The organism is Micrococcus endophyticus (assembly GCF_014205115.1).
Lineage (GTDB): Bacteria > Actinomycetota > Actinomycetes > Actinomycetales > Micrococcaceae > Micrococcus > Micrococcus endophyticus.
The window spans coordinates 1,757,697-1,780,416 of the sequence record NZ_JACHMW010000001.1; the positions used below are offsets into that span (position 1 = coordinate 1,757,697).

Sequence of the window (22,720 nt, forward strand, 5' to 3'; positions counted from 1 at the left end):
CCCCACGACGACGGCGGGGCCGTCCGGGATCCGATCCCGGGCGGCCCCGCCGTCGTCCGTGCTCAGCCGGCGAGCACGGCCTGCGCGACGGCGTCGGCGTCGGCGAGGAACAGCGCGCGGCCGGCCGGGTCCGCCCCGGCCTCGGCGGCGATCGCGGTGCCCCACTGCACGCCGGAGAGCTGCAGGCCCAGGACGTACACGTCCTCGTGGACCGCGCCGTCCGCGGCGCGCAGCCGGTGGGGCCGGCCCGTGACGTCGAACCCGGTGGCGGGCACCCGCACGCCCTCCTCGTCCTCCCACGTGCCGGCGGCGGCGACGCCGTCGTCGAGCATCCCCCGGATGAGCGGCGAGGAGGCGGCCTGCACCCGGTTGGGCGGCATCATCGCCTCCACCAGCCACTCCCCCTCTACGACCGCGGGGCCCAGCGAGTCCGCCGCGCCCACCTGCGGGCTGCGCACGGAGAAGGCGCGCTCCTCGGCGTCCACGACGGGCGCGGGGCCCGCCCACGTGAGCAGGCCGGCGCGGTGCACCGCCAGCATCTGCTCCACGCGCCACAGCGGCGGCCCGGAGGCCAGCCCCTCGACGAGCGGCTCGAACCAGCCCTGCACGTCCCGGATCCGGGAGTCCTCGGCGATGCGGCCCTCGGCCACCCACGCCTTGATCCGCAGGCGGCCGGCGTGGAGGGCGCCGACGGCCATCATGAACGGCGACTCCTCCCCGAGCGCGGCCTCCACGCACGCCTGCTCCATGAGGTCGGCGACAGCGCGCTGGTAGTCCTCGTGGGAGGCGAACACGGCGTCCTCGAACGGCGCCGTGTAGGCCAGGATGTCGAGGAAGCGGCGGCCGGGGGCGTAGCGCTGCAGCAGCTCCTCGGCGTGCGCCGAGGTCACCGGGGCGCCGCGGCCGGCCTCCTCGAGCTGGCCCACGAGCTCGTCGAGGAACCGGCGGGCCTCCACGGGGCCGCCGAGGATCTCCGGCTGGGCCCGGACCAGGGTGGCGTAGTAGTGGCGGACCACGTCCCGGTGCAGCAGCGGCCAGAGGTGCTCGGCGAGGTCGAGGGCGCCGTGCCGGGCGGACAGGGCGTCCACGGCCGCGTCGGAGAGGTAGCTCAGCGTGACCCCGCGCGGCACGAACGCGTCCACCTCGGCCTTGGGCAGGTAGGGCACGCCGCGCCGGGACATCAGGTGCACGCGAGGCTCGCGACCCGAGGGTTCGTAGGCGAGGGCCCGGCCGGGGCCGTCCCCGGTGCGCCGGTAGACGCCGCCGCGGCCCTGGGTGAGCTGGGCGAGCAGGTCGAAGGCGTTCAGGCCCATCCCGCGCACGAGCACGCGGGCCCCGGGCTCCACGGTGTCCCAGTCGACGTCCGAGGGGATCTGCGGCCCCTGGTAGTGGAGGTCGTCCCGGCCGCGCGCCGCGGCGGCCATCCGTGCCTGGCCCGGGCTGAGCTCGGCCGGCTGGTGCCCCAGGCACAGCACGACGGCGTCCGCGGCGAGCTCGGAGGCCGCACCGTCGGCGTCGCGCAGCTCCAGGCGCGCTCCGCCGGCCGTCGTCGGGTGCAGGGCCGTGACCTCCGCGCGGTGCTCGACGACGTCGGCGACCTCGGGCCGGGCGCGCAGGCCGGCGACCACGTCCTGGTAGAGGTGGCGCAGGTAGCGACCGTAGACCGCGCGGGCCGGGTACTGGTGGCGCTGCACGCCCAGGCTGGCCTCGGGGTGCACCCGGCGCCACTGGTCGAAGGTCTGCGCCGCCGTGGAGGGGCGCAGCCCGGGGTTGTCCGCGGCGCAGGCCGTGGGGAAGAACGCCGGGGTGTTCATGAGGTAGAGCTCGGACTGGTCCGTCCGCCACACCCGCCCGGGTCCGGGCGGGTAGGGGTCCACGACGTCGATGCGCAGCCGGGCGGGGTGCGCGCCGGGGGCCGATCCCTCCAGCCGGGCGAGGAGCCGCTCGAGCAGCATCACGCCGCGTGGGCCGGCGCCGACCACCGCGAGTCGACGGACTGCCTCCTGGGCGTCGGGCATGGGGCCTCCCCTTCTCGGAATCCATGTTTCCGCGCCCGGTCCGGACGCATTCCACAGAATATCGGGGGACGTCAAGGGATGCTGACCGTTCGGCCCACACTCCCACGTGGCACCCAGGCTGAGCGGGGGGGTACGGGTCGAAAACCGCGGATTTCTGCAGGTCAGAGGCGAAACCTGGGAGCCGCCTGGCAGTTGAAGAAGTCGAGCGTCCGGCGGTTGACGGGGGTCCTCTCGATGCGGAATGGTGAATCAACGTAAGGGAACAAAACACCGATTCAGAAGGAGAATTCCTCATGGACCGCAACATGCTCGACCAGCTTCAGAACGCCAACGTCTTCGACACCGACGGCGACAAGATCGGCTCCGTCGGCCAGGTGTACCTGGACGACGTCACCAACGAGCCCACGTTCGTGACCGTGAAGACCGGCCTCTTCGGCGCCCGCGAGACCTTCGTGCCGCTGCAGCAGGCTCAGACGACGGCCGACGGCATCACCGTGCCGTTCGACAAGGCCTTCGTGAAGGACGCCCCGAACGTGGACGCCGACGGCTCGCTGACGCCCGAGGAGGAGCAGCGCATCTACGAGTACTACTCCATGGAGTACTCGAACGTGGACCACGACCGGGACGTGCGCCACGATGACGGCCTCCGCGCCGACGCCGGCACCGCGGGTGTGGCCGGCACTGCGGGTGTGGCCGGTGTGGCCGACCGCCGTGAGGACACCGTGGTGGACGGCGACCGCCGCGACGTCGTGGACGGCGACCGCCGTGACGACACCGTGGTGGACGGCGACCGCCGCGACCTGGTCGACGCCGACCGCCGCGACGTCGTCGACGGCGACCGCGACTCCATGGTCGTCAAGGACGAGCACCTGCAGGTGGGCACCGAGCGCCAGGCCACCGGCCGCGTCCGTCTGCGCAAGCAGGCCTACACCACCACCGAGACCGTCGAGGTGCCCGTCACCCGCGAGGAGGTCGTGGTGGAGCGCGAGGCCGTCGACCCGAACTCCGCCGAGGCCCGCACCGCCGGTCACGACGGCGACATCGAGGTGACCACCTACGAGGAGACCCCGGTCGTCAACAAGACCGTGGAGGCCGAGAAGGTGTCGCTGGGCAAGCGCCAGGTGCAGGACACCGAGACCGTGTCCGAGGAGCTGCGCCACGAGGACGTCAAGATCGACGGCGACGCCACCGATCCCGACCTGGACGGCCGCACCGACCGCAAGGATCGCATCTGATCTGACCGGCTCGACCGGCTGACGCCGGTCCGCTGACAGACACGACGGGGGGCCCCGGATCCACGGATCCGGGGCCCCTCTCGCGCGTCCCGGCGGTCGCGTGGACCGTGGCGAGGGGACGTGCAGTGCGCGACGCACGGGCAGCCGGCCCGCGCGTCGCGCCCGCGCATCCCCCCGCGCGTCGCGCCCTCCTTTGCCCTGGTCCGAGGGGTCACGCTAAGCTGGACCGGTCTGAGAACGCGCCGCCCTCGTGCGGAGCGGGACCGGATGGAGGAGACGTGCCAGAGCGGCCGAATGGACTTCACTGCTAATGAAGGGCTCGGCGAAAGTCGGGCCGGGGGTTCAAATCCCCCCGTCTCCGCGAGAAGGCCCCGTGACCCCAGTGGTTACGGGGCCTTTCGCATGTCTGCGCGGATTTTGGCGGATCGCGCATGTTCCACGACTACTCAGGAACGGTCACAACGTACCATATAGTTAGTCACCTGGTAGTCAGATCATCACCCGGAGAGAAGATGCCCAAGCCCCAGCGTCTGCCAAGAGGCGTGGACCGCCTACCCGGAGGCGGCTACCGCGCCCGCCTCACCGTGGACGGCTACCAACACACAATCGGCTCGTTTGCGACGCTCGGTGACGCGCGCGCGGCCCTTGACATCGCCCGGGGCGAGAAGGCGCGAGGGACATTCGTTCCGCCCGCCGTCACTCGCGCCCGTCTGAAGGCCGAGAAGGAGGCTCGGCGCGCCCAGGCCGCCGCCGACTCCCGCACCGTCCGCGACATGGCCGAGGCGTGGCTGTCCTGGCAGACCGAACGCGGCCTGAAGCTCGGCAGCGTCTACACCTACCGGCGGCACCTAGAAGCGCACTTCCTGCCCACGTTCGGGGACCGCCCCGTGGGCGAGGTCACCGCCCTCGACCTGAACGCATGGCTGGACGCGCTCGAAGAGTCCAAGGGCCACGCTGGGGCCGCTCAGATTCATCGCGTGGTCGCGGCCCTGTTCAAGTGGGCCACCGGGGACGCCGCCGAGCTGCCCCGCACGTTCACGCCGTGGTTGCTGACCTCGCCCGTCCCTCCCCTGGCCGCCCGTCGTCTGCGCCGCCCGAACCTGCCCCAGCGCAACCGGGAGACGCTGACGGACGCCGAGCTGTCCGCCCTGGCGGACCTGATGCCCGAAGCCGACCGCCTGGCCGTGCTGCTGTCCGGGTGGTGCGCCCTGCGGATCGGTGAAGTCCTCGCCCTGCGCCGCCGCCACATCACCACGGACCCGGATGGGACCACATGGGTCCGCGTCGAATCCCAGGTTCAGGCGCGCGGGTCCGGCGTCCGCGAAGAGTCCCCCAAGTCGGACGCCGGACGGCGCGAGGTACCCGTACCCCCGGTGATCGCGGGCGACCTGGCCGCTCATCTGGACGCGCACGCCGCCCCGGGGCCGGACGGGCTGCTGTTCCCTCGCGTGGGCGGCGGGAACGGCCTGAACAACCCCAACACCATCCGCAAGCGGTTCAACGCCGCATTGAAGGCGCTCAACGCCCATCGGGCCGAGGCTGGGGACGACCCTGTGGAGAACTTCACGTGGCACGGCCTCCGACACACCGCCCTAACCCGTCTAGGCCAGGCTGGAGCCACCACAGCGGAGCTGAAGGCGTACGCCGGCCACTCCGATGGGAAGTCCGTAGAGGTGTACCAGCACGCCGAACGCCGCCGCCTGGCGAGCCTGGCCGCCACCATGTCCAAGGAGGACGCATGACCATCACGACCGCCGCTGACGTGTTCGCCCTGCTGCCGTCCGACCCGAAGGAGCGCCGCGCCCGGGCAGCCGTTGTCTACCGTTGCCAGTCCAAGGGGTGCGTACTCGCCGAGGTGTACCAGGCCCCAGGATTCACGCTGATCCACCAGCCCGAGTACTACGTCTCCCCCAACCTCGACGCCAACACCTCGACCCCTGCCGCGCGCGAAAAGCGGACGGACGGGAAGGGGACGTGGGAGGCCCAGACGTACTACGCATCCGAGGCCGCGAACCCGGTGTTCTACTGCCGTCACGTGTTTCACCTGACCATCCCCCAGGAACGGCTCGAGCGGGATGCTCGACGTGGGGCCGGAGTCGTCCGGCTGTCCAAAGACGATGCCCGCTAAGTGACCCGCTGTAATCCCATGCCCCGCTATGAGTTGTACCGACACCGAATGGCGTATATCCTTTGATCTGAAAGCGCCCGCCGTGCGAATGGCGAACCGGAGTGAATGGCAACCGGAGTCACCCTGAGAAGGGACTCTCTGCCATGCCATCAGGCACCGACACATCCGCCCGCGCTGCCCACCTCGACCGCCAGCTCACGTTGCAGGACGCGGCCGATCTGCTGGGCACCTCTCCCTCAAGCGTCCGCCGCATGATCGCTCGTGGGGACCTCCGCGCCTACCGCTACGGTCCCCGCATCATCCGCATCGACCCCGCCGACCTGCGCGCCATGCGGCAGCCCGTCACCAGCCTGGCCGAGCTGCGAGGCGGTGCCGCATGAGCGCCGCCGCCACTCTCGCCCAGCCTAAGGCTGGAGCCGCCCAAGGGATGACCCTTGCTGAGTTGCAACGCGCCATGCGGGCCGGGGACAAGCGCCACGCCGTCGCCCTGCTCGTGGACAACACGGGCGTGACCCGCGCATGGGCGATGCGCCACGCCACACGTCTCGTGTCCGGCGGTCTGATCGACATGCACAAGGCGCTGGAGGATGCCGCACCGAACTTCCGCCGCCGTCTGCGCACCCTCGATCCCACCGGCGACACCGCCGCCCGCAACGTGGATCGTGAGCGTCTGGGGGCGAACGCCCGATGACGACCCCACACATGGAAGAACGCCGCCCCCACACCCTAGGAACGGCGTCCAATCCAACCGACCCGGCCACCACCAGCGAGCCTGAGTCTGCCCCCATTTTACCGGACGCCGCCGACCTTTTGGAAGGCGTGCACGTGCTCATCGTCGCCATTCAAGAGCCCGAGCGCGTCCGTTACCGGCGTCGATTCATGTACTCCCTGGACGCCGCCGAGAAGGCCATGAATCGCGCCGTGATGCGTGGTCACCGGGCGTCCATTGTCCTCGCCCGCATCAACGAGGCGGAGACGGTCCGGGGGTGGGAGGCATGAGCGCCGCCGAGAGCGTGGCCGAGCGGATCGAAGCGGACCGCGCCCTGTGGGCTGCCGCGTACGCCCAAGGGCACGCGGACGGGCTGGCCGAGGGACTGGCCCAGGGTGCGGCCCATCCTGCCGTGGTGGAGTCCGTCGCCCGCGTGTTCGCTGGGTGGGACGGTGCAGAGGCTGCCCACGCCCGATCCGTGACCCACTTCCACGCCTGGCATGCCCAGGCCCGCGCCGGACGGAAGGAGGCAGCGTGAATCCGCATGATCTCGAAGAACTCGACCCCGCCGCGTACGCCTGGCCCCCGTCAGAGAGCGCCCCACCGGAAGATGAACTCGCAGTCACCGCGAACGAGTACCGCGAACGTCAGATCCACGAACAGGCCGAGCGGCTGCGAATCGCGGACGCCGCCCGGGCATTGGTCGCCGCTGAGCGGGTCGAGCGGATCGACTTCCCCACTCCCGTGGGGCTGGGCGACTTCATCGCCGCGCACGCGCACGAACAGACGGAATGGCTCATCCGTGACCTGTGGCCCCTGGGCGGGCGAGTGATGTTCACGGCCCCGGCAAAGGGTGGCAAGACGACGATGACGGGCAACCTGATTCGAGCCCTGGCAGACGGTGACCCGTTCCTGTCCGCGTTCCCCGTGACCAACGCGCCAACCTCCCCCGGGAGCATCGTCGTGCTCGACACGGAGATGACGGAGGGCACCCTGAGCCGGTGGCTGCAGGCCCTCGACGTGCAACACCACGAGCGTGTGCGCGTGGTCCCACTGCGAGGACGCACGCACACGCTCAACCCGACCGAACCAGCGAACCGGGCCCGATGGGTGCCGATCCTCGCAGGTGCGGACGTGGTGATCCTGGACCCGGTGGGAGCTGTCCTGTCTGCCCTCAACCTGGAGGAGAACAGCTCCACCGATGTGGGCCGGTTCCTGACCGGCTGGGACGCGCTCATGCTGGAAGCCGGTGTGAGCAACAGCCTCATCTCTCATCACCACGGGCATGGCGGGGAGCGGGCGCGCGGATCATCCAAGTTCGCGGACTCGTGCGACGCCCTGTGGACGCTGACCCGGAAGGGCGACGCCGAGGACGCGCCCCGGTTCTTCCGGGCGATGGGACGCGACGTGTCCGTCTCCGAAGGTGCCCTCGAATTCACGCCCTCGACCCGGCTGCTCTCCTACATGGCCGGCAGCCGTGGGCCGTCTGAGTCTGAGGCGCATGACCAGAAGGTGAGCGAGATTGTGGCCGTGATGGACCAGGCCCGCATGTCGGCGGACGTGAGCCGGGTCCAGCTGAGGGAGTTCCTGAAGGAGCGAGGCATGAAGGCCCGCAATGAGGTGCTGGCCGAAGCGATCCGTAAGCGCAAAGAACGGCAGTGAAACCGTCCGTTTGCTGTCCCCGATCCGTGGGGACAGCACGTCCGGGACAGCCGGGGACAGGACACAACGGGGACAGCACAAATCCGCATGTTCATGCGGTAGAACGCACCCCCGATTGTCCCCGGGACAGTCCGGGACAGCCGTGTCCCCGTCCCCACCCCTATAGGTGGGGACACGGGGACAGGGACAAGTCACCCCCCCAACCAATCCGCGGCCCTCGACCACCTCACGGTCGGGGGCCGTCGTCGCCCCCACGGAGGACAAATGAGCACCACCACCACCGCAACCCCCCTGACCGTGCCCGAACTCATCGCGGCCATCCGGTCAATCTCCGACGAGATTCGCGCCATCCAAGCCGACCTCGCCGCCAGCAACGCACAGGAGCGCAACCGATGACCACAACCGAACGCCCCACCGAGGCCGACATGCTGCGCCAGCAACTCCGCTTTCACATGGAGCGCGCCGAGCGCCACCGGCTACGCGCCGAGAAGGCCGAAGCCGAACTCGCCGAACTGAAGAAGGAGCTGACCGCCCGATGAACACCCGCACGAACTACACCGATGCCGAGCTGCGCCGATTCATGGCGCTGGCCCGAGGTGGCCGTGACTCGCACCCTGACCGCCTGGCCGCCATGTCCCGCCACCCTACCGGGTCCGCCCTCAATACGGGGACGCGGATTCTCTCCGGCCCCCGGGCCATCCCGCGTGACCTGCCGCCGCTGATGGACGCGGACGGCGCACCCGCTGACCACCTGCCCACCCTCACCTCGGAGGACTGACCCCGTGACCACCCGCCCCCCGTTCGTGGCCCGCAAACACCACTGGCAGCACAACCGGACCACGGCCAGCACTGCCCATGCGGCCCCGGCCCAGATGACCGACCCCCAGGGCGCACGTCACCCCGGCGTCGCCCTGATCGTCGCCGGGAAGCCCGCGCTCGTCCTCACGGTGGACGAACTCACCCGCGTGTGCGCCGACATGATCGACGCCGCCGAGGTCGCCCGCCAGCGACCACCTGACAACCGAACGTGCGCCCCCGAGCGCACCACCAACCAGCACAACTGACACCCCCACTGAAAGGCACCAAAGTGAATACCACGATCCTTGACACGAACGCGACGATTAACGGCTACCTCACCGCCGCCGAAGCCCTGGAGCTGCCCGCCCTGGAGCTGCCCACCCTGGCACCCCTCACCCCGTCCATGACCGCAACCGAGGCCCACGCCCGAGCCGTAGACCTGCTCGCCGCCGGAGACGACCCCACCAAGGACGCCGCACTGAAGAAGTACGCCACCGAGGCCGCACTGCGCCAGGCCGTCCACCTTGATGCCGCCTGGACCGAAGCCGACACCCGCCGCCGCCTGGACGCAATCGCCGCCCACGGTGAGGCCTACCTGCCCGACCTGCTGGAACGATTCAACGCCGCCGCCCAGGCCCTGGAGGACGCCGCCCGCAACCCCGGCGAACTCGCCACCAAGGACCCCGGAACGTTCACCGTCCTGGATCGGGGCAACGCGGCCACACTCGCCCGCCAGATCGCCCCCGCCCTGGCACTCATGCAGCTCGCCCACGCCCACGCGCCCGCCCTGCTGGACGGGCTGTCCCAGACCGTGCGATCGATCATGGACCCCATGGCCCACACCCAGTGGGCCACCGTCCGCCCCGTCGCCGAACACATCGACACCCTGGGCCACCGGGGCGAGGTGCCCACCGTCACCGGCAACCCCGCATGGGACGCCGCACTCTGCCCCGGCGTCGTGTTCGACCTGGCAACCAGCCCCGACGACCTCGCCGCACGCGAGGCCGAGTTCCAGGCAGCCCGGACCCGAAAGCACATGCGCGACACCATCGCCGAGGAGGAGCGCCGCTATGGCACGCGAGCCTCCCGCCAGGAAGAGGGCCAGGCCATGCTCCGAGCAATGGCAGCGCGCGCCGGAGCCTGACCCGATGTGAGCCCGGCGTCAACGTCACGGCGGGCTGACCATCCGGGTCAGTGCCGAACGAAGGACGCGAGCCTTGCGTTTCGGGCTGAGACCGTCCTGCGCCACGGGGAAAACAACGGCGGGCGAACCGAAAGGTAGCCGCCCTCCTTCCATCACCGTTGCCCGTTCACCGTCGCCGCGTCCGTCACCATCGGCGGGCGCGGCGACTACCTCACCCCACCTACTTATCGAGAGACCCCCATGAGCAAGCCCAGCCGTACCGCCACCACCGTGTGGCGTAGTCTCCGCCGCCAGGCCCTCCAAAGGGCGCACCGCGAACAACTGACTGATTGCCCGCTGTGTGGTGTGCGCCTTGACTACGACCAATCGAGACAGCCCAACAGCGCCGAGGCCGACCACATCATGCCGCACGCACTCGGAGGCGAGGACGTGCTAGGGAACGTCCGCATCATCTGCCGGGCGTGCAACCGCCGACGCGGCCAGGACGTGGCCGCCGAGCTGCGCCGTCGCCAACGGACGCGCACCGTTCCGAGGCTCACGCCACCGACCGCTATGGATTGGTGAGCGCCCCCCTGGGGCCACCCCCTCCCACCCCCCGGTCCGGTCGCCCCCGCCGGTACAGGCTGCACATCCCGGAGGGCTGGATGGTTCGCCCTATCTCAGACGGCCCTCAGCGGCCTCTGGGACGCCCGTTTGTGGCCTGTCTGACCCTCTGTTCGCCGCCGTGCTGTGCGTTGCTCTACGGGCCGCACAGCGGCGCGTCCTGCCGTGTGATTGCGCCGTTCCGGCGCGCTTTGACGGCCCCCGATTTTTGCCGGCCATGCCCGGCCCTGACTTGTTTCAGAAGGAGCACATGACCATGACGACGCACGCTGACGACCACTCCACCCCGCGTGCCCCTCGTGGGCTGAAAGCGGGCGGTAAGCGCCTGTGGAAGGCCGTAACGGAGGAGTTCGAGTTGGGAGAGCACGAGTTATCGGTGTTGTTGCAGGCATCCCGGACCGTGGACGCACTGGACGAGCTGGAGCGCATCGTGATTGCCGAGGGTGTCACCCATGATTCGCCGCAGGGTGTCCGGGCGCATCCGGCGCTCGTGGAGGCCCGCCAGCAGCGCGTGACCCTGGCCAAGCTCGTGGCGTCCCTGCGAATCCCGCTGGACGATGACCAGCAGGCCGGGAGACTGCCACAGCAGCGCGTCGGCATCCGGGCGGTGAAGTGAGATGCGACGACGCCGACAATCTGAGACGCCCGCTCTGGCGACGTACTACCGCACGGGCGAATGGCCGGCCTTTGACCCGTCCGCCTGGCCCGGGGACACGCTCTATGCCCGCTGGGAGGCGTGGTGGGACGCCCAGGAGTTCGTCAACGACCTGGCCCCGGATGACCTGCACGCCTGGACGCAGTACGCCGAGTCCGTGGCCCCGGTGATGGTCGGGGAGGACTGGATACGCGCTATCGGCGTGGACGCCCGCCGAGGTGGGCACCTGGTGAACAACCGCGAGGCGGCCTAACGGCGTCCGCACCGGCTGGCACCCTCTCCGCCGTGTTCGAGACGTTTGACGGCCACCCGTTCACGGCCCCCTCCCAGGTCCAGTCCGCCCCGTATCGGCGCGAGCCGTATGTCCGGGCGACGTTCCCTGATGGGCGGACGGTGGACGGCAAGGTCCGCCGCTGGAGCCCGTCCCATGTCCTCATTCACTGGGAGCCGTCCCCCGGGTCTGCGCCCTCCGAGGCGTGGATACCCGCGTCGTGGGCCGTGCGGATCGACCGCGAGGACTCGGCCTGGCGCGACCCCTACGACCTCCACTGAACAAGGCGGTGCCCCCGGCCTTGAAACGGGATGCGGCTGGGGGCACCTGACGCCGCCGGGCCAGCGGAGGGGGGTGCGGCGGGCGGCGCTGAGGACAACCTAGCGCATGTCGAACGCGCCACCGCCGTTGCGCGGCCTGATTCAACCTGCGCCATAGCGCACACAGCACTGACCCTGAGGAGGTCACCATGAACACGTCCACCAGGCATGCAGCATTTGCAGTGCTGTGCGCCGCTGTTGCTGCCCGTGAGTCGTCACCGCCGTGGCTTGTGGCTCTCGCCCTCGTCGCCCTCGTCGGCAATATGGCCGTTGTCGCCGCCACCAGTCGGCGTGTCATCGTTGGCCCGTGATTCGCGTTCTTGTGTGATCGCGTGGTCGATCATGCGATTCACTTCAGGCTCCGTGAGACCCTGATTCATAAGTGCCGCCAGGATGGTCACAAGTATGGTGAGTAGGGTCAGCGTGTTCGCAGTGCCCGGGGAACTCCACATCTGCGATAGCTTCGTGCCAAACCCAGGTCGAACTCTGTTGAGCGCCTTAGCGGTATCACGAATGACTTGCGTTTCAGACGCCCCATCTTGTAACTGCTCACGTGCACTTAGTAGCAGCCTGTGGGCCTCAGCATATGCCTCCCGCGTCCAGTCCGGGGCAGTCACGATTCGGGCGAATCCGTGGGAGTCAAAGTTGAATGTACCGTCTAGCACCCGGGCCATACGTCCGCACCTAGGGCAGCTCTCACGGTTGCCAATAAGCGTCACGGCGTTCGAATTGGTGATTCTGAACGCCCGTGATGGGAACACGCCGCATAACGGGCACTGGGAGTAGACGGGCACCATGCGTGCAACTTATCAACACGAGACGGCCCCAGCCCTCCCGTCGGGGCCGTCTCGTGTTTCCGGGGCTGGTGTTCGACTGCGAGGAAGTAGGTAGGTGGTTGCCAGGCCCCTACGGGGCTAGCGGAGCCCTACGGGCCCAGGTCTCCCGGTCCCTCACTCCAGACGACCCGCCGCCCTCCGCCCCAGCTCTGCGACATTCGCCCACGGCAACTAGACCCCCCGTGTTTCGGGGCGTCTGGTGCTATAGCCCTGGGATACGCCGTGCACTGGCGTTCCCTCGCCCGGCGGTTCGGGCGATTCGGGAGGGGTGTCACCGCGCCCTCATGATTGGCAGCACAGAGGGCTGTAGACGCTGGAGGCTCACGCTGTGACCTCGTGCCGCCCACCGGTGTTGTGACGGTGGACAGGACGCGGCCCCCGCGTGTGGGGGCCGGTGGATCACATGGGGCCAGTCCAGAGGGAAGGCAGAGACAGCACGACAAAGCCCGCCACCGTGAGCGCTACCGATGTGGCGGCGCGGGTGACGGGCTGGAGGATGCTGGGGAGGGTACGGGTAGGCTGGTTCACGGCGTCACGTCCTAACTCACGTGGTGTCCATGCCCCGGGCGGCTGCAACCGCGCCGGGGCCTTTCTGTCACCAAGTAGTCAGAGGGTGCGCCGACCGTCCAGAATTCGCTAGATCATGCGGGCCGGAGGATATTCCCCCCGTCTCCGCGAGAGAGGGCCGGAATCGTTCAGATTCCGGCCCTCTTCGCATGTCCGGGACGCAGCCCGGCCCCGCGGCGACGCGCCCTGCCCCCGCCTCCCGTTCGGCGTTTGGGGTGAGTTGTCGGGGGTCTGGACGCCCCAGACCTCCGACAGGTCACCCGAAACGGTGGGGCGCGGGGTGAGGCGGGGTGAGGCGAGGCGGGGCGGGTTGCAGCGACAGGCGCGGGTCAGTCCTTGCCGCGGCGCTCGCGCATGCGGCGCAGCAGCTCGTAGGCCTCCGGCACCGAGAGCTGGGAGTGGCTGGAGAGCTGCACGGCGGCAGACTCGAGGTTGCCATCGCGCACCATGGCGGAGAGCTGGTCGCGCAGCCACGGCGGCAGGTCCTGGGAGGACAGCCGGACGGAGTCCATGCCGCGCATGACCTCCACCTCGAACGGGGGCTCCTCCTCGGCCGGCGCGGCCGACCAGTCGGCGGGCACCGTCAGGGCTGTCAGCTCGTCCGCGCGCGCCGGCTCCGACGTGCCCGGCCGGGGCTCGGTGCCGGACGCGGCGCCGTCGTCCACGCGGCCCTCCTCGGCGGAGAGGCCAGACTCGGCCTCGGGGCGCGGCTCGTCGTCCGCGGCGGGGTCGTCCGCCCCCTCCTCGACGACGTCAGCACGCTCGGGGCCCTGTCGCTCGCCGTCCGTGGCCTCGTCGCGCGCGGGCACGGGCGGGGTCGCCCGGGTCCGCGGGTCGCGGACCTCGGCCTCCTCGGGGGCCTCCTGCTCGGTCGCAGGCACCGAGTACACCTGCGGGTGCACGGCGAGGGACTGCACGTCCATGACCGCGTCCTTCAGGCTGCGCCCGGTGTGGGCGCGGTAGTCCCGGACGGCCTCCATCACCCGGCTCTGGGCGATGTGCCCGTAGACCCGGCGGTGCGCGTCCTCGTCCAGCAGCGCGGCCGCCTGGCGGGCGCGCTCGGGTCCGATCTCCAGCGGGCGGCCGGAGGGCGTGCGCGGCTCGGCCGTCTGGCGATCGCGTGCCGCCGACATCCACCGGGAGACGGCGAACGCGAGGGCGCCGATGAGGACCACCGCCAGGACGGGGACGAGGTATTCCATGCCCTCCAGTCTAGGTGCGCCCGCCGACGCCGGGGCGGCCGTCCGGAGCAGCCGGGGACGCCCCCGCCTACGGTTCCGCCGGAGCCGGGTCACAACTGGGTCACAGTCCTTCTCCGGGCGAGGGCCCCCGGCGTTCCTCCCCTAGGGTGGAATCAGACCACCCTGCGCACCCCCGCCGCGGACGCCGTGGACGGGACGGGTCGCGCCTGCCACCTCCCCGAGCCAGGAGTCTGCATGTCACTCCACCGTCAGCCCGCCCCGTTCCGCGCCCGTCGCGTGTGGGGGACCTCCGTCGCCCTGGCCCTCGTGCTGGCCGGCTGCGCCGCCCCGCAGGAGGGCGACGCCCAGGGCGCCGCCTCGGAGACCTCCTCCTCGTCCGCGCCTGCTCCCTCCGCCTCCGCCCCCTCCGACGCCGGCTCGGCGTCGCCGTCCGGTTCCACGGGCACGGACGCCTCCGAGACCGCCGCGGCGCCGTCGTCGAGCGCGTCCGAGGACTCCGCCGGTCCGACCGCGAGCGCCGACCCTGCCACTCCGCTGGCCGCGCGCTCCCACGAGGGCGTGCCCATGCGCGCCTACGCCGCGGACGAGCGGCCCCCGCAGTTCGTCCTCTTCTCCTTCGACGGCGGCCGCCAGGACGCCCGCTGGAAGACCTTCATGGACGCCGCCGAGGACTCCGGCGCCAAGTTCACCGTGTTCCAGACCGGCATCAACCTCATCGAGAGCGCGAACCGGGAGAACTACGCGGCGCCGGGCAACGAGCCGGGCTACGTCGGCACCGAGCTCGGTGGAGACGCCGCGGAGGTGGCCCAGCGCATCGGCAACATCAACGCCGCGCACGCCGCTGGCCACGAGATCGGCACCCACTACAACGGGCACCTCTGCTCCCCCACCCCGCACGGCGGCGACCAGTGGACCACCGCCGAGTGGGAGCAGGAGTACAGCACCTTCGAGGAGATCATCACGGACCCCGGGGCGTTCAACCCCGGCAGCGCCCTCCCGGCCCTGGACATCACGCCCGAGGACATCAAGGGCGGCCGCCTGCCCTGCCTCGACGGCCAGTGGGACCAGCTCGTGCCGATGTGGAAGGACCACGGGCTCGTCTACGACACGTCCCGGTCCGCAAGCGCGACCGGCGTCGCCTGGCCCTACCAGGAGGACGGCATCTGGCAGTTCGAGATGCCGATCGTCTGGTCCCCCGTGCTCGCCGAGCAGGGCAAGCCCAGCCCCCTGGTGATGGCCATGGACTACAACTTCTGGATCTCCGGCAACGGGGGCAAGGATGACCCGGCGGACACCGCCCGCCTCACCGCCTTCCAGCAGCGCACCTACAGCTACATGTTCTCCTCGGCCCACGCGGGCAACCGCGCGCCGCTGGTGTTCGGCAACCACTTCAACGACTGGGGCCTGAACGCGTTCAACCCGGCCGTGGAGCAGACCATGCGGGAGGTGTGCGACGAGCCGGACACCTACTGCGTGACCTACCAGCAGATGGTCGACTGGCTCGAGCTGCAGGACCCCGCGGTCCTCGAGGCCTGGCGCGCCCAGCCCCGCTCGGCCACCGGCGACGACGCGGCCGCCCTCGGCTGATCCGCCGGATCCCCCGGCGCCCCGCGCCCCTGACGGCCCCGGCTCACCGAGCCGGGGCCGTCCCGCGTCCGCGGAGCACGACGACGGCGATCGCCAGGGCGGTCAGGGCCAGCGCCACCACCATGAGCACGGTGCCCGTCCAGCCGTGGGACTCGTGGAACACCCCGCCCAGCCAGCCGAACAGGCTCGACCCGGCGTAGTAGGCCAGGTTGTACAGGGAGGTGGACTGCGCGCGACCGTGCGGCGCCGCCGTCCCGGACCACGCGGAGGCCACGGAGTGGGCGGCGAAGAACGCGCCCGTGGTCAGCACGAGGGCGCCCACCAGCACCGCCGGGTGCGGGACCAGGGTGAGGGCGGCGCCCGCCGCCATGGCCGCCGTCGCCCCGGTCAGCACCGGGAGCCGCCCGAATCGCGCGGCCAGGCGCCCGGCGCGCGGGGACGACCACGTGCCGGCGAGGTAGGCGAGGAAGACGAGCCCGGCCGCCGTCGGCGCCCAGGAGAACGGCGGGCCCAGCAGCCGGTAGCCCACGAAGTTGTAGAGGGCCACGAACCCGCCCATCAGCAGCGCGGCCTGCAGGTACACCGCCACCAGCTCTGCGGACCCGAGGTGCCCGCGCACGATCCGCACGAGCCGGCCCACGGACGTGGGCGAGGGCGTGAACCGGCGGGCCTGCGGCGTGACCGCCAGGAACGCCGCCGTGCACGCCACCCCCACCACGGTGACGGCCAGCATGCCGGCCCGCCACGTGAACGCCTCGGCCACGGGCAGCGCGATGAGCCGGCCCGAGAGCCCGCCGATGGTGGTGCCGGCGATGTAGGTGCCGGCCGCCGTCGCCACGGCGCGCGGGGCCACCTCCTCCGCCAGCAGCGCCACCGCGAGCCCGGCCACCCCGCCGTGGGCCATGCCCTCGAGCAGGCGCAGGCCGAGCATCGCTTCGAAGGTGGGCGCCAGCACGCCGGCGAGCGCGAACAGGCTCGCGGAGACCATGGAGACCACCATCGCCCGACGCCGACCCCAGCGGTCCCCGGCCATCGACCACGGGACCACGGACAGCGCGAGCCCCAGCGTGCCGGCGGACACCAGCAGCGCGGCGCGGTGCGCGCCCACGCCCAGGTCCGCGCTCACCAGCGGCAGCAGGCCCTGCGGGGAGTACAGCTGTGCGAACGTGGCCACCCCCGCCAGGAACAGGCCGATCAGCAGGCGCCGGTAGGCCGGGTCGCCGGGCGCCAGGGGCGCAGGGCCCGACGGCGGCACGCGCGGCGGGCCCGCGGGAGGGGGCTGAGGGGGCACAGGCACGCCGCCACTGTATCCAGGCGGTCCACTAAGATCGGGCGGGTGACTACCTCGACCTCCTCCCTCGACCTGCACGAGTCCTTCAAGGCGTACGACGTCCGCGGCATCGTGGGCGAGACCATCACGGCGGACAGCGTCCGCGCGGTGGGCGCCGCCTTCGTGGACGTGCTGGGCCTCGCCGGCGAGACCGTCCTGGTGGGCGGGGACATGCGCCCCTCCTCCCCCGCGTTCATGGCCGCCTTCGCCGAGGGCGCCACGCGTCGCGGGGCGGACGTGGTGGACCTGGGCCTGATCTCCACCGACATGCTCTACTACGCGGCCGGCGTGAAGCAGGCGGCGGGCGTGGTGTTCACGGCCTCGCACAACCCCGCCGAGTACAACGGCATGAAGATGGCCAAGGCCGGGGCCGTGCCCGTCTCCTCGGACACGGGCCTCTACGAGATCCGCGACGCCGCGCAGGCCCTCCTCGACGACGGGGAGATCCCCGCCGCGGAGGCCGTCGGCACCGTCACGCAGCAGGACATCCTGCCCGCCTACGCCGAGTACCTGCGCTCCCTCGTGGACCTGAGCGGCGTGCGCCCGCTGACCGTGGTGGTGGACGCTGGCAACGGCATGGCCGGCAAGACCACCCCCGCCGTCCTCGGCGACGCCGCGCTGGACGCCCTGCCCCTGCGGATCGAGCCGCTCTACTTCGAGCTGGACGGCACCTTCCCGAACCACCCGGCCAACCCGCTGGAGCCGGAGAACCTGCGCGACCTGCAGGCCGCCGTCGTGGAGCACGGCGCGGACATCGGCCTGGCCTTCGACGGCGACGCGGACCGCTGCTTCGTGGTGGACGAGAAGGGCGCCCCGGTGTCCCCCTCGGCGATCACCGCGCTGGTGGCCCGCCGCGAGATCGCCCGCGCGAAGGCGGAGGGCGAGGAGACCCCCGTGATCATCCACAACCTGATCACCTCCCGCGCCGTCCCCGAGCTCGTGGCGGCCGACGGCGGCCGCGCCGTGGTGACCCGCGTGGGCCACTCCTTCATCAAGTCCGTGATGGCCGAGGAGTCCGCCGTGTTCGGCGGCGAGCACTCCGCCCACTACTACTTCCGCGACTTCTTCAACGCGGACACCGGCATGCTCGCCGCGATGCACGTGCTGGCCGCCCTGGGCGAGCAGGACCAGCCGCTGTCCGAGCTGGCCGAGGAGTACGAGCCGTACGTGGCCTCCGGCGAGATCAACTCGCAGGTGGCGGACAAGGACGCCGCCGTGGCCGCCGTGGTGGCGCAGTTCGCCCCGACCGTGGGCGCGGGGGCCGGCGAGGGCCAGGCTGTGCACGAGGACTTCGCCGGCGTGGACACCACGGTCACCCGCATGGACGGCACCACCGTGGCCGCCCAGGACGGCACCTGGTGGTTCAACCTGCGCCCGTCCAACACCGAGCCGTTCCTGCGCTACAACGGCGAGGCCCGCACCGCGGCCACCATGGAGGCCATCCGCGACGCCGTGCTGGCGATCGTCCGCGCCGAGCGCTGACCCGGCCGGCTCAGCCGGCCTGCGCGAGGACCAGCGGCAGGACCCCCTGCGCGCCGGCCTCGCGCAGCACGCGCGAGGCCTCGGCGAGGGACCACCGGGAGTCCACGAGGTCGTCCACGAGCAGCACGGGGCCGTGGCGGCCCGCGTCCGGGGCGGTGCGCAGCAGGTGCGCCATGGCCTCGGGCACCGCGAAGCGCCCGTGCACGGAGCCGAGCCGGTAGGCGCTGTTGCCGCCGGGCCCGGCCGTGGGCCCGCCGCGGGCGTGCTCGAGGGAGCCCAGGAACGGCAGCCGCCCGATCCGCGCGATCCCCTCGGCGAAGGAGCCGACGAGCTGCGGCCGGGTGCGCGAGGGCATCGCGACGACGGCGATCGGCCGCGTCTGCCAGCCCCAGCCGGCCAGCACCCCGACCGCCCCTTGGAGGACGTCCTCCGGGACGGGCGCGTCCTCCTTGTCCAGCAGCTCGCGCAGGACGGTGCCCCAACCTAGGTCCGTCAGGCGGGCGAGGGCCCGGCCCTCCTCGGCCTGGATCTCCGGGGCCATCCGCCCCTTCACGGGCACGCCGAGGCGGTCCATGCCGGAGGGCCACATGCGCCGCGGCTCGATGGGCACCCCGGTGCGCCGCAGGGCGGCCTCGGCCCGCTCGCGCGCGGACGTGTCCGAGCCGGTGGGGTACCAGGGGCCGGCGCAGACGTCGCACCGCCCGCAGGGCGCCGCCGTGGGGTCGTCCAGCGTGCGGGCCAGGAACTCCATGCGGCACGTGTCCGTGGTCTGGTAGTCGAGCATGAGCCGCTCCTCGGCGCGGCGGGCCTCGGCCACGCGGGCGTACCGCTGCGCGTCGTAGACCCACTCCCGGCCGGTGGCGCGCCAGCCGCCGCCCACGCGCTCCACCGCCCCGTCCACGGCGAGGACCTTGAGCAGCAGCTCCAGGGCGGTGCGCTTGATCCGCACCGCCGGCTCCAGTGCGGCCACGGACAGCGCGCCCCCGTGCTGCGTGAGCGCCTGGAGGACGGCCCGCGCCTGCTCCTCGTCCGGCATGGAGGCGGTGGCGAAGTACTCCCAGATCCGCCGGTCCTCGGGGCCGGGCAGCAGCAGCACGTCCGCGTGGTCCGTACCGCGGCCGGCGCGGCCCACCTGCTGGTAGTACGCCACCGGGGAGCTGGGCGCCCCGAAGTGCACCACGAACGTCAGGTCCGGCTTGTCGAAGCCCATGCCCAGGGCGGAGGTGGCCACCACGGCCTTCACCCGGTTGGCCTTGAGATCCTCCTCGATCTCGGCGCGGCGCTCCGGGTCCGTGCGGCCCGTGTAGGCGACTGCCTCGTGCCCCGCCTCGCGCAGCGCCCGCGCGGTGTCCTCCGCGGCGGAGACAGTGAGGGCGTAGACGATGCCGGAGCCCGGCAGGTCCTCGAGGTGGTCCAGCAGCCAGGCGAGGCGGGCGGCCGGGCTCGGCATGCGCAGCACGCCCAGGCGCAGCGACGCCCGGGCCAGGGACCCGCGCAGGACGAACACGTCCTGGGCGGAGTCCACGCCGAGCTGCTCCACCACGTCCCCCACCACGCGGGCGTTGGCCGTGGCGGTGGTGGCGAGCACGGGCACGGCCCGGGGCCCCGTGGACGGCAGCAGCCCGATCAGGTCCCGGATGCGGCGGTAGTCCGGCCGGAAGTCGTGGCCCCAGTCCGAGATGCAGTGCGCCTCGTCCACCACCAGCAGGCCCATGCGGGCCACCAGGTCCGGCAGCTGCTCCTCCCGGAAGCGGGGGTTGGTGAGGCGCTCGGGCGAGATCAGCAGCACGTCCACCTCGTCCGCGGCGAGCCGGGCGCGCACCTCGTCCCACTGCGTGGCGTTGGCGGAGCTGACGGACACCGCGCGCACGCCGGCCCGGGCGGCGGCCGCCACCTGGTCCCGCATCAGGGCCAGCAGCGGGGAGACGATCAGCGTGGGCCCTGCGCCCCGGGCGCGCAGCAGCAGCGAGGCCACGAAGTACACGGCGGACTTGCCCCAGCCGGTCCGCTGCACCACGAGGGCGCGCCGGCGGTGGGCCACGAGCGCCTCGATCGCCTCGAACTGCCCGTCCTTGAACTGCGCGTCCGGCCGGTCCACGAGCCGGCGCAGCACGGCCAGGGCCTCCGCGTGCAGCTCCGGCTCCCGGGCCGCGGCCGCCCCCGGCGCGGCGGCGCCGGACCCGGACGGCCCGATCGGCGCCGTGCTCTCGGAGGGGAGGGGGCCGGCGTCGGGGTGCTGGGTGGCGTCCATGGCGCCAGTATGCCAACCGGCCCGGACGCCGTGGCCGCCGCGCGGCCGGCCGTGGACCCCGGGGACGACGACGGCGCCTGTGCAGGAGCGGCGGCGCGGCGGGGGCGCCGCTCGCCTCCGGCGGAACCCCGCCCTCGCTGCGGAGGCCGGTGGGATGATGAGGGCATGAAGCTGAACGCCTACACCGACGTCTGCCTCCGCGTCCTCATGACGCTGGCCGGCGACGAGGGCGAGCGGCTGACCAGCCAGCAGATCGCCGACCGAGTCCAGGTCCCCTACAACCACGTGATCAAGGCGGTCGCGGAGCTGCGCCGCCGCGGCGCCATCGACGTGGCGCGCGGCCGCCTGGGCGGGGCGACCATCGCCGAGGCGGGGCTCGAGCTGCGCGTGGGCGCGCTCGTGCGCGACCTCGCCGGGCGGGACGAGGTGATCGACTGCACCGGGCGCGAGTCCGGCGTCGCCTGCCCCCTCGCCGGCGACTGCCGCCTGCGCGGAGCCCTCCACCGCGCCCGCGAGGCCTTCCTCGCCGAGCTGGACGCCGTGCGCGTGCGCGACCTCGTGGCCGCCGGGCCGGCCGCCGGCCCCGTGCTCCTCGGCCTGCCCGAGATCCCCCTCCCCCGCTGACCCCCGTCCGCGACGACGGACTTGCCCCGCAGGCGCATGCGTGTAATCTTGCACATGCACCGCAAGATTCAACGCCGACCCGAGGGAGCCCCCGTGCTGTCCGAGAAGTCCCGCCCCGTCATCGAGGCCACCGCCGCCGTCGTGGCCGAGCACATGCCCGAGATCACGCCCAAGTTCTACGCCCACATGTTCGAGGCCCACCCCGAGCTGCTGGACGGCGTCTTCTCCCGGGCGAACCAGCGCAGCGGCGAGCAGGCCCAGGCCCTGGCCGGGTCCATCGTGAAGTTCGCCGTGCACCTGCTCGAGCACCCGGACACCCTCCCCGAGGCCGTGCTGGCCCGCATCGCCCACAAGCACACGGCGCTGGGCATCGTGCCCGAGCAGTACCAGATCGTCTACGAGAACCTCTTCTGGGCCATCGCCGACGTCCTCGGCGAGGCCGTGACCCCCGAGGTCGCCGAGGCCTGGACCGAGGTCTACTGGCTCATGGCGGACGCCCTCATCAAGATCGAGGAGGGCCTCTACGCGCAGCAGGCCAACACGAAGATGTGGACGGACTGGAAGGTCGTGGCCAAGGAGCCCACCGGCAACGCCGCCGTCACCTTCCGCTTCGCCCCCGCGGACGACACCCCGCAGACCCCCGGCAGGCCCGGCGGCTACCTCTCCGTGCGCCTCAAGGTGGAGGACGGCCTGCGCCAGTGCCGCCAGTACTCCCTCTCGGACCACGCCGAGTCCGCCGACGAGCGCGTCATCACCGTGAAGCTGGACGAGGGCGGCGAGGTCTCCCCCGTGCTCATCCAGAACGTGGAGGTGGGCGACGTCATCGAGCTGTCCAACCCCTACGGCGACATCACCCTGCGGGACGACGCCGAGACCCCCCTCGTGCTCGCCACCGCCGGCATCGGCATCACCCCCGCCGCCGCCATCCTCGACACCCTCGCCTCCCGCGGCTCGCAGCGCGAGGTGCACCTCTTCCACGGCGACGCCTCGTGGGACTCCGTGGCCCTGCGCGAGCAGGTGGCCGAGTCCCTGCAGGCCCTCGAGAACGGCACCGGCCGCCTGTGGCTCGGCGTGCCCCCGCAGGAGTCGCCCGCCGCCTTCACCACGACCGAGGGCCTCATGGAGTTCGACGACGTCGAGCTGCCCGCCGACGCCTCCTACCTGCTGTGCGGCCCGCTGGCCTTCATGCAGGCCACCCGCTCGAAGCTCATCGACGCCGGCGTCCCCGCCACGTCCATCCGCTACGAGATCTTCGGCCCGGACCTCTGGCTCGCCGCCTGAGCCACGGACGCGGAACG

Annotated in this window: 26 protein-coding genes and 1 tRNA gene; 22 read left to right on the forward strand and 5 right to left on the reverse strand. The window is 71.9% G+C overall.

What is annotated here, in order from left to right; genetic code table 11:
• Positions 1-62 precede the first annotated feature (62 nt).
• Positions 63-2,018 (reverse strand): FAD/NAD(P)-binding protein, encoded by a 1,956-nt coding sequence (locus HDA33_RS08010; RefSeq protein ID WP_184172356.1) that lies wholly within the window; start codon positions 2,016-2,018, stop codon positions 63-65.
• A 293-nt stretch (positions 2,019-2,311) separates the two neighbouring features.
• Between HDA33_RS08010 and HDA33_RS08015 the strand changes: the two genes are divergently transcribed.
• From HDA33_RS08015 to HDA33_RS08095, 18 genes are all read left to right on the forward strand, one after another.
• Entirely contained in the window at positions 2,312-3,253 is a 942-nt protein-coding gene (locus tag HDA33_RS08015; RefSeq protein ID WP_184172358.1) for a PRC and DUF2382 domain-containing protein, read from the forward strand.
• A 272-nt stretch (positions 3,254-3,525) separates the two neighbouring features.
• Positions 3,526-3,614: transfer RNA gene (locus HDA33_RS08020), tRNA-Ser, on the forward strand.
• A 181-nt stretch (positions 3,615-3,795) separates the two neighbouring features.
• A complete protein-coding gene (locus HDA33_RS08025) occupies positions 3,796-4,995 on the forward strand; it encodes a tyrosine-type recombinase/integrase (RefSeq protein ID WP_184172360.1) in 1,200 nt (399 codons plus the stop codon).
• Positions 4,992-5,381: a hypothetical protein gene (locus tag HDA33_RS08030; protein ID WP_184172362.1), complete on the forward strand. Its 390-nt coding sequence runs from the start codon at positions 4,992-4,994 to the stop codon at positions 5,379-5,381. The genes HDA33_RS08025 and HDA33_RS08030 overlap by 4 nt, the downstream gene beginning before the upstream one ends.
• A 143-nt stretch (positions 5,382-5,524) precedes the next feature.
• The gene (locus HDA33_RS08035; protein WP_184172364.1) at positions 5,525-5,761 is read left to right on the forward strand and encodes a helix-turn-helix domain-containing protein; all 237 of its coding nucleotides are present in this window, start codon (positions 5,525-5,527) and stop codon (positions 5,759-5,761) included.
• Positions 5,758-6,072 carry a hypothetical protein gene (locus HDA33_RS08040; protein WP_184172366.1) on the forward strand — a complete coding sequence of 105 codons (315 nt, stop codon included), beginning with the start codon at positions 5,758-5,760 and terminating at the stop codon, positions 6,070-6,072. Before HDA33_RS08035 ends, HDA33_RS08040 begins: the two co-directional genes overlap by 4 nt.
• An 11-nt stretch (positions 6,073-6,083) precedes the next feature.
• A complete protein-coding gene (locus HDA33_RS08045; RefSeq protein WP_184172367.1) occupies positions 6,084-6,380 on the forward strand; it encodes a hypothetical protein in 297 nt (98 codons plus the stop codon).
• Entirely contained in the window at positions 6,377-6,628 is a 252-nt protein-coding gene (locus HDA33_RS08050; protein WP_184172369.1) for a hypothetical protein, read from the forward strand. The genes HDA33_RS08045 and HDA33_RS08050 overlap by 4 nt, the downstream gene beginning before the upstream one ends.
• A complete protein-coding gene (locus HDA33_RS08055; RefSeq protein ID WP_184172371.1) occupies positions 6,625-7,752 on the forward strand; it encodes an AAA family ATPase in 1,128 nt (375 codons plus the stop codon). The genes HDA33_RS08050 and HDA33_RS08055 overlap by 4 nt, the downstream gene beginning before the upstream one ends.
• A 264-nt stretch (positions 7,753-8,016) precedes the next feature.
• Positions 8,017-8,148, forward strand: coding sequence for a hypothetical protein (locus HDA33_RS12910; protein ID WP_276510930.1), 132 nt, complete (start codon positions 8,017-8,019; stop codon positions 8,146-8,148).
• Entirely contained in the window at positions 8,145-8,291 is a 147-nt protein-coding gene (locus HDA33_RS08060) for a hypothetical protein (RefSeq protein ID WP_184172373.1), read from the forward strand. The genes HDA33_RS12910 and HDA33_RS08060 overlap by 4 nt, the downstream gene beginning before the upstream one ends.
• Positions 8,288-8,530, forward strand: a complete 243-nt coding sequence (locus HDA33_RS08065) for a hypothetical protein (protein WP_184172375.1) — start codon at positions 8,288-8,290, stop codon at positions 8,528-8,530. The genes HDA33_RS08060 and HDA33_RS08065 overlap by 4 nt, the downstream gene beginning before the upstream one ends.
• A 4-nt stretch (positions 8,531-8,534) precedes the next feature.
• Positions 8,535-8,816: a hypothetical protein gene (locus HDA33_RS08070; protein WP_184172377.1), complete on the forward strand. Its 282-nt coding sequence runs from the start codon at positions 8,535-8,537 to the stop codon at positions 8,814-8,816.
• A gap of 23 nt (positions 8,817-8,839) precedes the next feature.
• Entirely contained in the window at positions 8,840-9,694 is an 855-nt protein-coding gene (locus tag HDA33_RS08075) for a hypothetical protein (protein WP_184172379.1), read from the forward strand.
• Between the two features lie 240 nt (positions 9,695-9,934).
• Positions 9,935-10,258, forward strand: coding sequence for an HNH endonuclease (locus HDA33_RS13095; protein WP_184172381.1), 324 nt, complete (start codon positions 9,935-9,937; stop codon positions 10,256-10,258).
• Between the two features lie 289 nt (positions 10,259-10,547).
• On the forward strand, positions 10,548-10,913 hold the full coding sequence (locus HDA33_RS08085; RefSeq protein ID WP_184172383.1) for a terminase: 366 nt from the start codon (positions 10,548-10,550) through the stop codon (positions 10,911-10,913).
• A gap of 1 nt (position 10,914) precedes the next feature.
• Positions 10,915-11,205 (forward strand): hypothetical protein, encoded by a 291-nt coding sequence (locus HDA33_RS08090; RefSeq protein ID WP_184172385.1) that lies wholly within the window; start codon positions 10,915-10,917, stop codon positions 11,203-11,205.
• Between the two features lie 32 nt (positions 11,206-11,237).
• Positions 11,238-11,504: a hypothetical protein gene (locus HDA33_RS08095; RefSeq protein WP_184172387.1), complete on the forward strand. Its 267-nt coding sequence runs from the start codon at positions 11,238-11,240 to the stop codon at positions 11,502-11,504.
• A gap of 254 nt (positions 11,505-11,758) precedes the next feature.
• On the opposite strand, the gene HDA33_RS08100 is transcribed toward HDA33_RS08095, so the two are convergent.
• Positions 11,759-11,944 carry a hypothetical protein gene (locus tag HDA33_RS08100; RefSeq protein ID WP_184172389.1) on the reverse strand — a complete coding sequence of 62 codons (186 nt, stop codon included), beginning with the start codon at positions 11,942-11,944 and terminating at the stop codon, positions 11,759-11,761.
• Between the two features lie 1,331 nt (positions 11,945-13,275).
• A complete protein-coding gene (locus tag HDA33_RS08105; protein ID WP_184172391.1) occupies positions 13,276-14,148 on the reverse strand; it encodes a hypothetical protein in 873 nt (290 codons plus the stop codon).
• A 234-nt stretch (positions 14,149-14,382) separates the two neighbouring features.
• Between HDA33_RS08105 and HDA33_RS08110 the strand changes: the two genes are divergently transcribed.
• A complete protein-coding gene (locus HDA33_RS08110) occupies positions 14,383-15,735 on the forward strand; it encodes a polysaccharide deacetylase family protein (protein WP_184172393.1) in 1,353 nt (450 codons plus the stop codon).
• A gap of 43 nt (positions 15,736-15,778) precedes the next feature.
• On the opposite strand, the gene HDA33_RS08115 is transcribed toward HDA33_RS08110, so the two are convergent.
• The gene (locus tag HDA33_RS08115; RefSeq protein ID WP_184173867.1) at positions 15,779-16,909 is read right to left on the reverse strand and encodes an MFS transporter; all 1,131 of its coding nucleotides are present in this window, start codon (positions 16,907-16,909) and stop codon (positions 15,779-15,781) included.
• 162 nt (positions 16,910-17,071) lie between these two features.
• Between HDA33_RS08115 and HDA33_RS08120 the strand changes: the two genes are divergently transcribed.
• Complete coding sequence (locus tag HDA33_RS08120; RefSeq protein ID WP_184172395.1) at positions 17,072-18,547, forward strand: phosphomannomutase/phosphoglucomutase; 1,476 nt, start codon at positions 17,072-17,074, stop codon at positions 18,545-18,547.
• A gap of 10 nt (positions 18,548-18,557) precedes the next feature.
• Here the strand turns inward: HDA33_RS08120 and HDA33_RS08125 are convergent, their stop codons facing one another.
• On the reverse strand, positions 18,558-20,798 hold the full coding sequence (locus tag HDA33_RS08125) for a RecQ family ATP-dependent DNA helicase (RefSeq protein ID WP_184172397.1): 2,241 nt from the start codon (positions 20,796-20,798) through the stop codon (positions 18,558-18,560).
• A 165-nt stretch (positions 20,799-20,963) separates the two neighbouring features.
• Between HDA33_RS08125 and HDA33_RS08130 the strand changes: the two genes are divergently transcribed.
• On the forward strand, positions 20,964-21,422 hold the full coding sequence (locus tag HDA33_RS08130; protein ID WP_184172399.1) for an RrF2 family transcriptional regulator: 459 nt from the start codon (positions 20,964-20,966) through the stop codon (positions 21,420-21,422).
• Positions 21,423-21,515: 93 nt separating this feature from the next.
• Positions 21,516-22,703 carry a globin domain-containing protein gene (locus HDA33_RS08135; RefSeq protein WP_184173869.1) on the forward strand — a complete coding sequence of 396 codons (1,188 nt, stop codon included), beginning with the start codon at positions 21,516-21,518 and terminating at the stop codon, positions 22,701-22,703.
• The last annotated feature ends 17 nt before the right edge of the window (positions 22,704-22,720 follow it).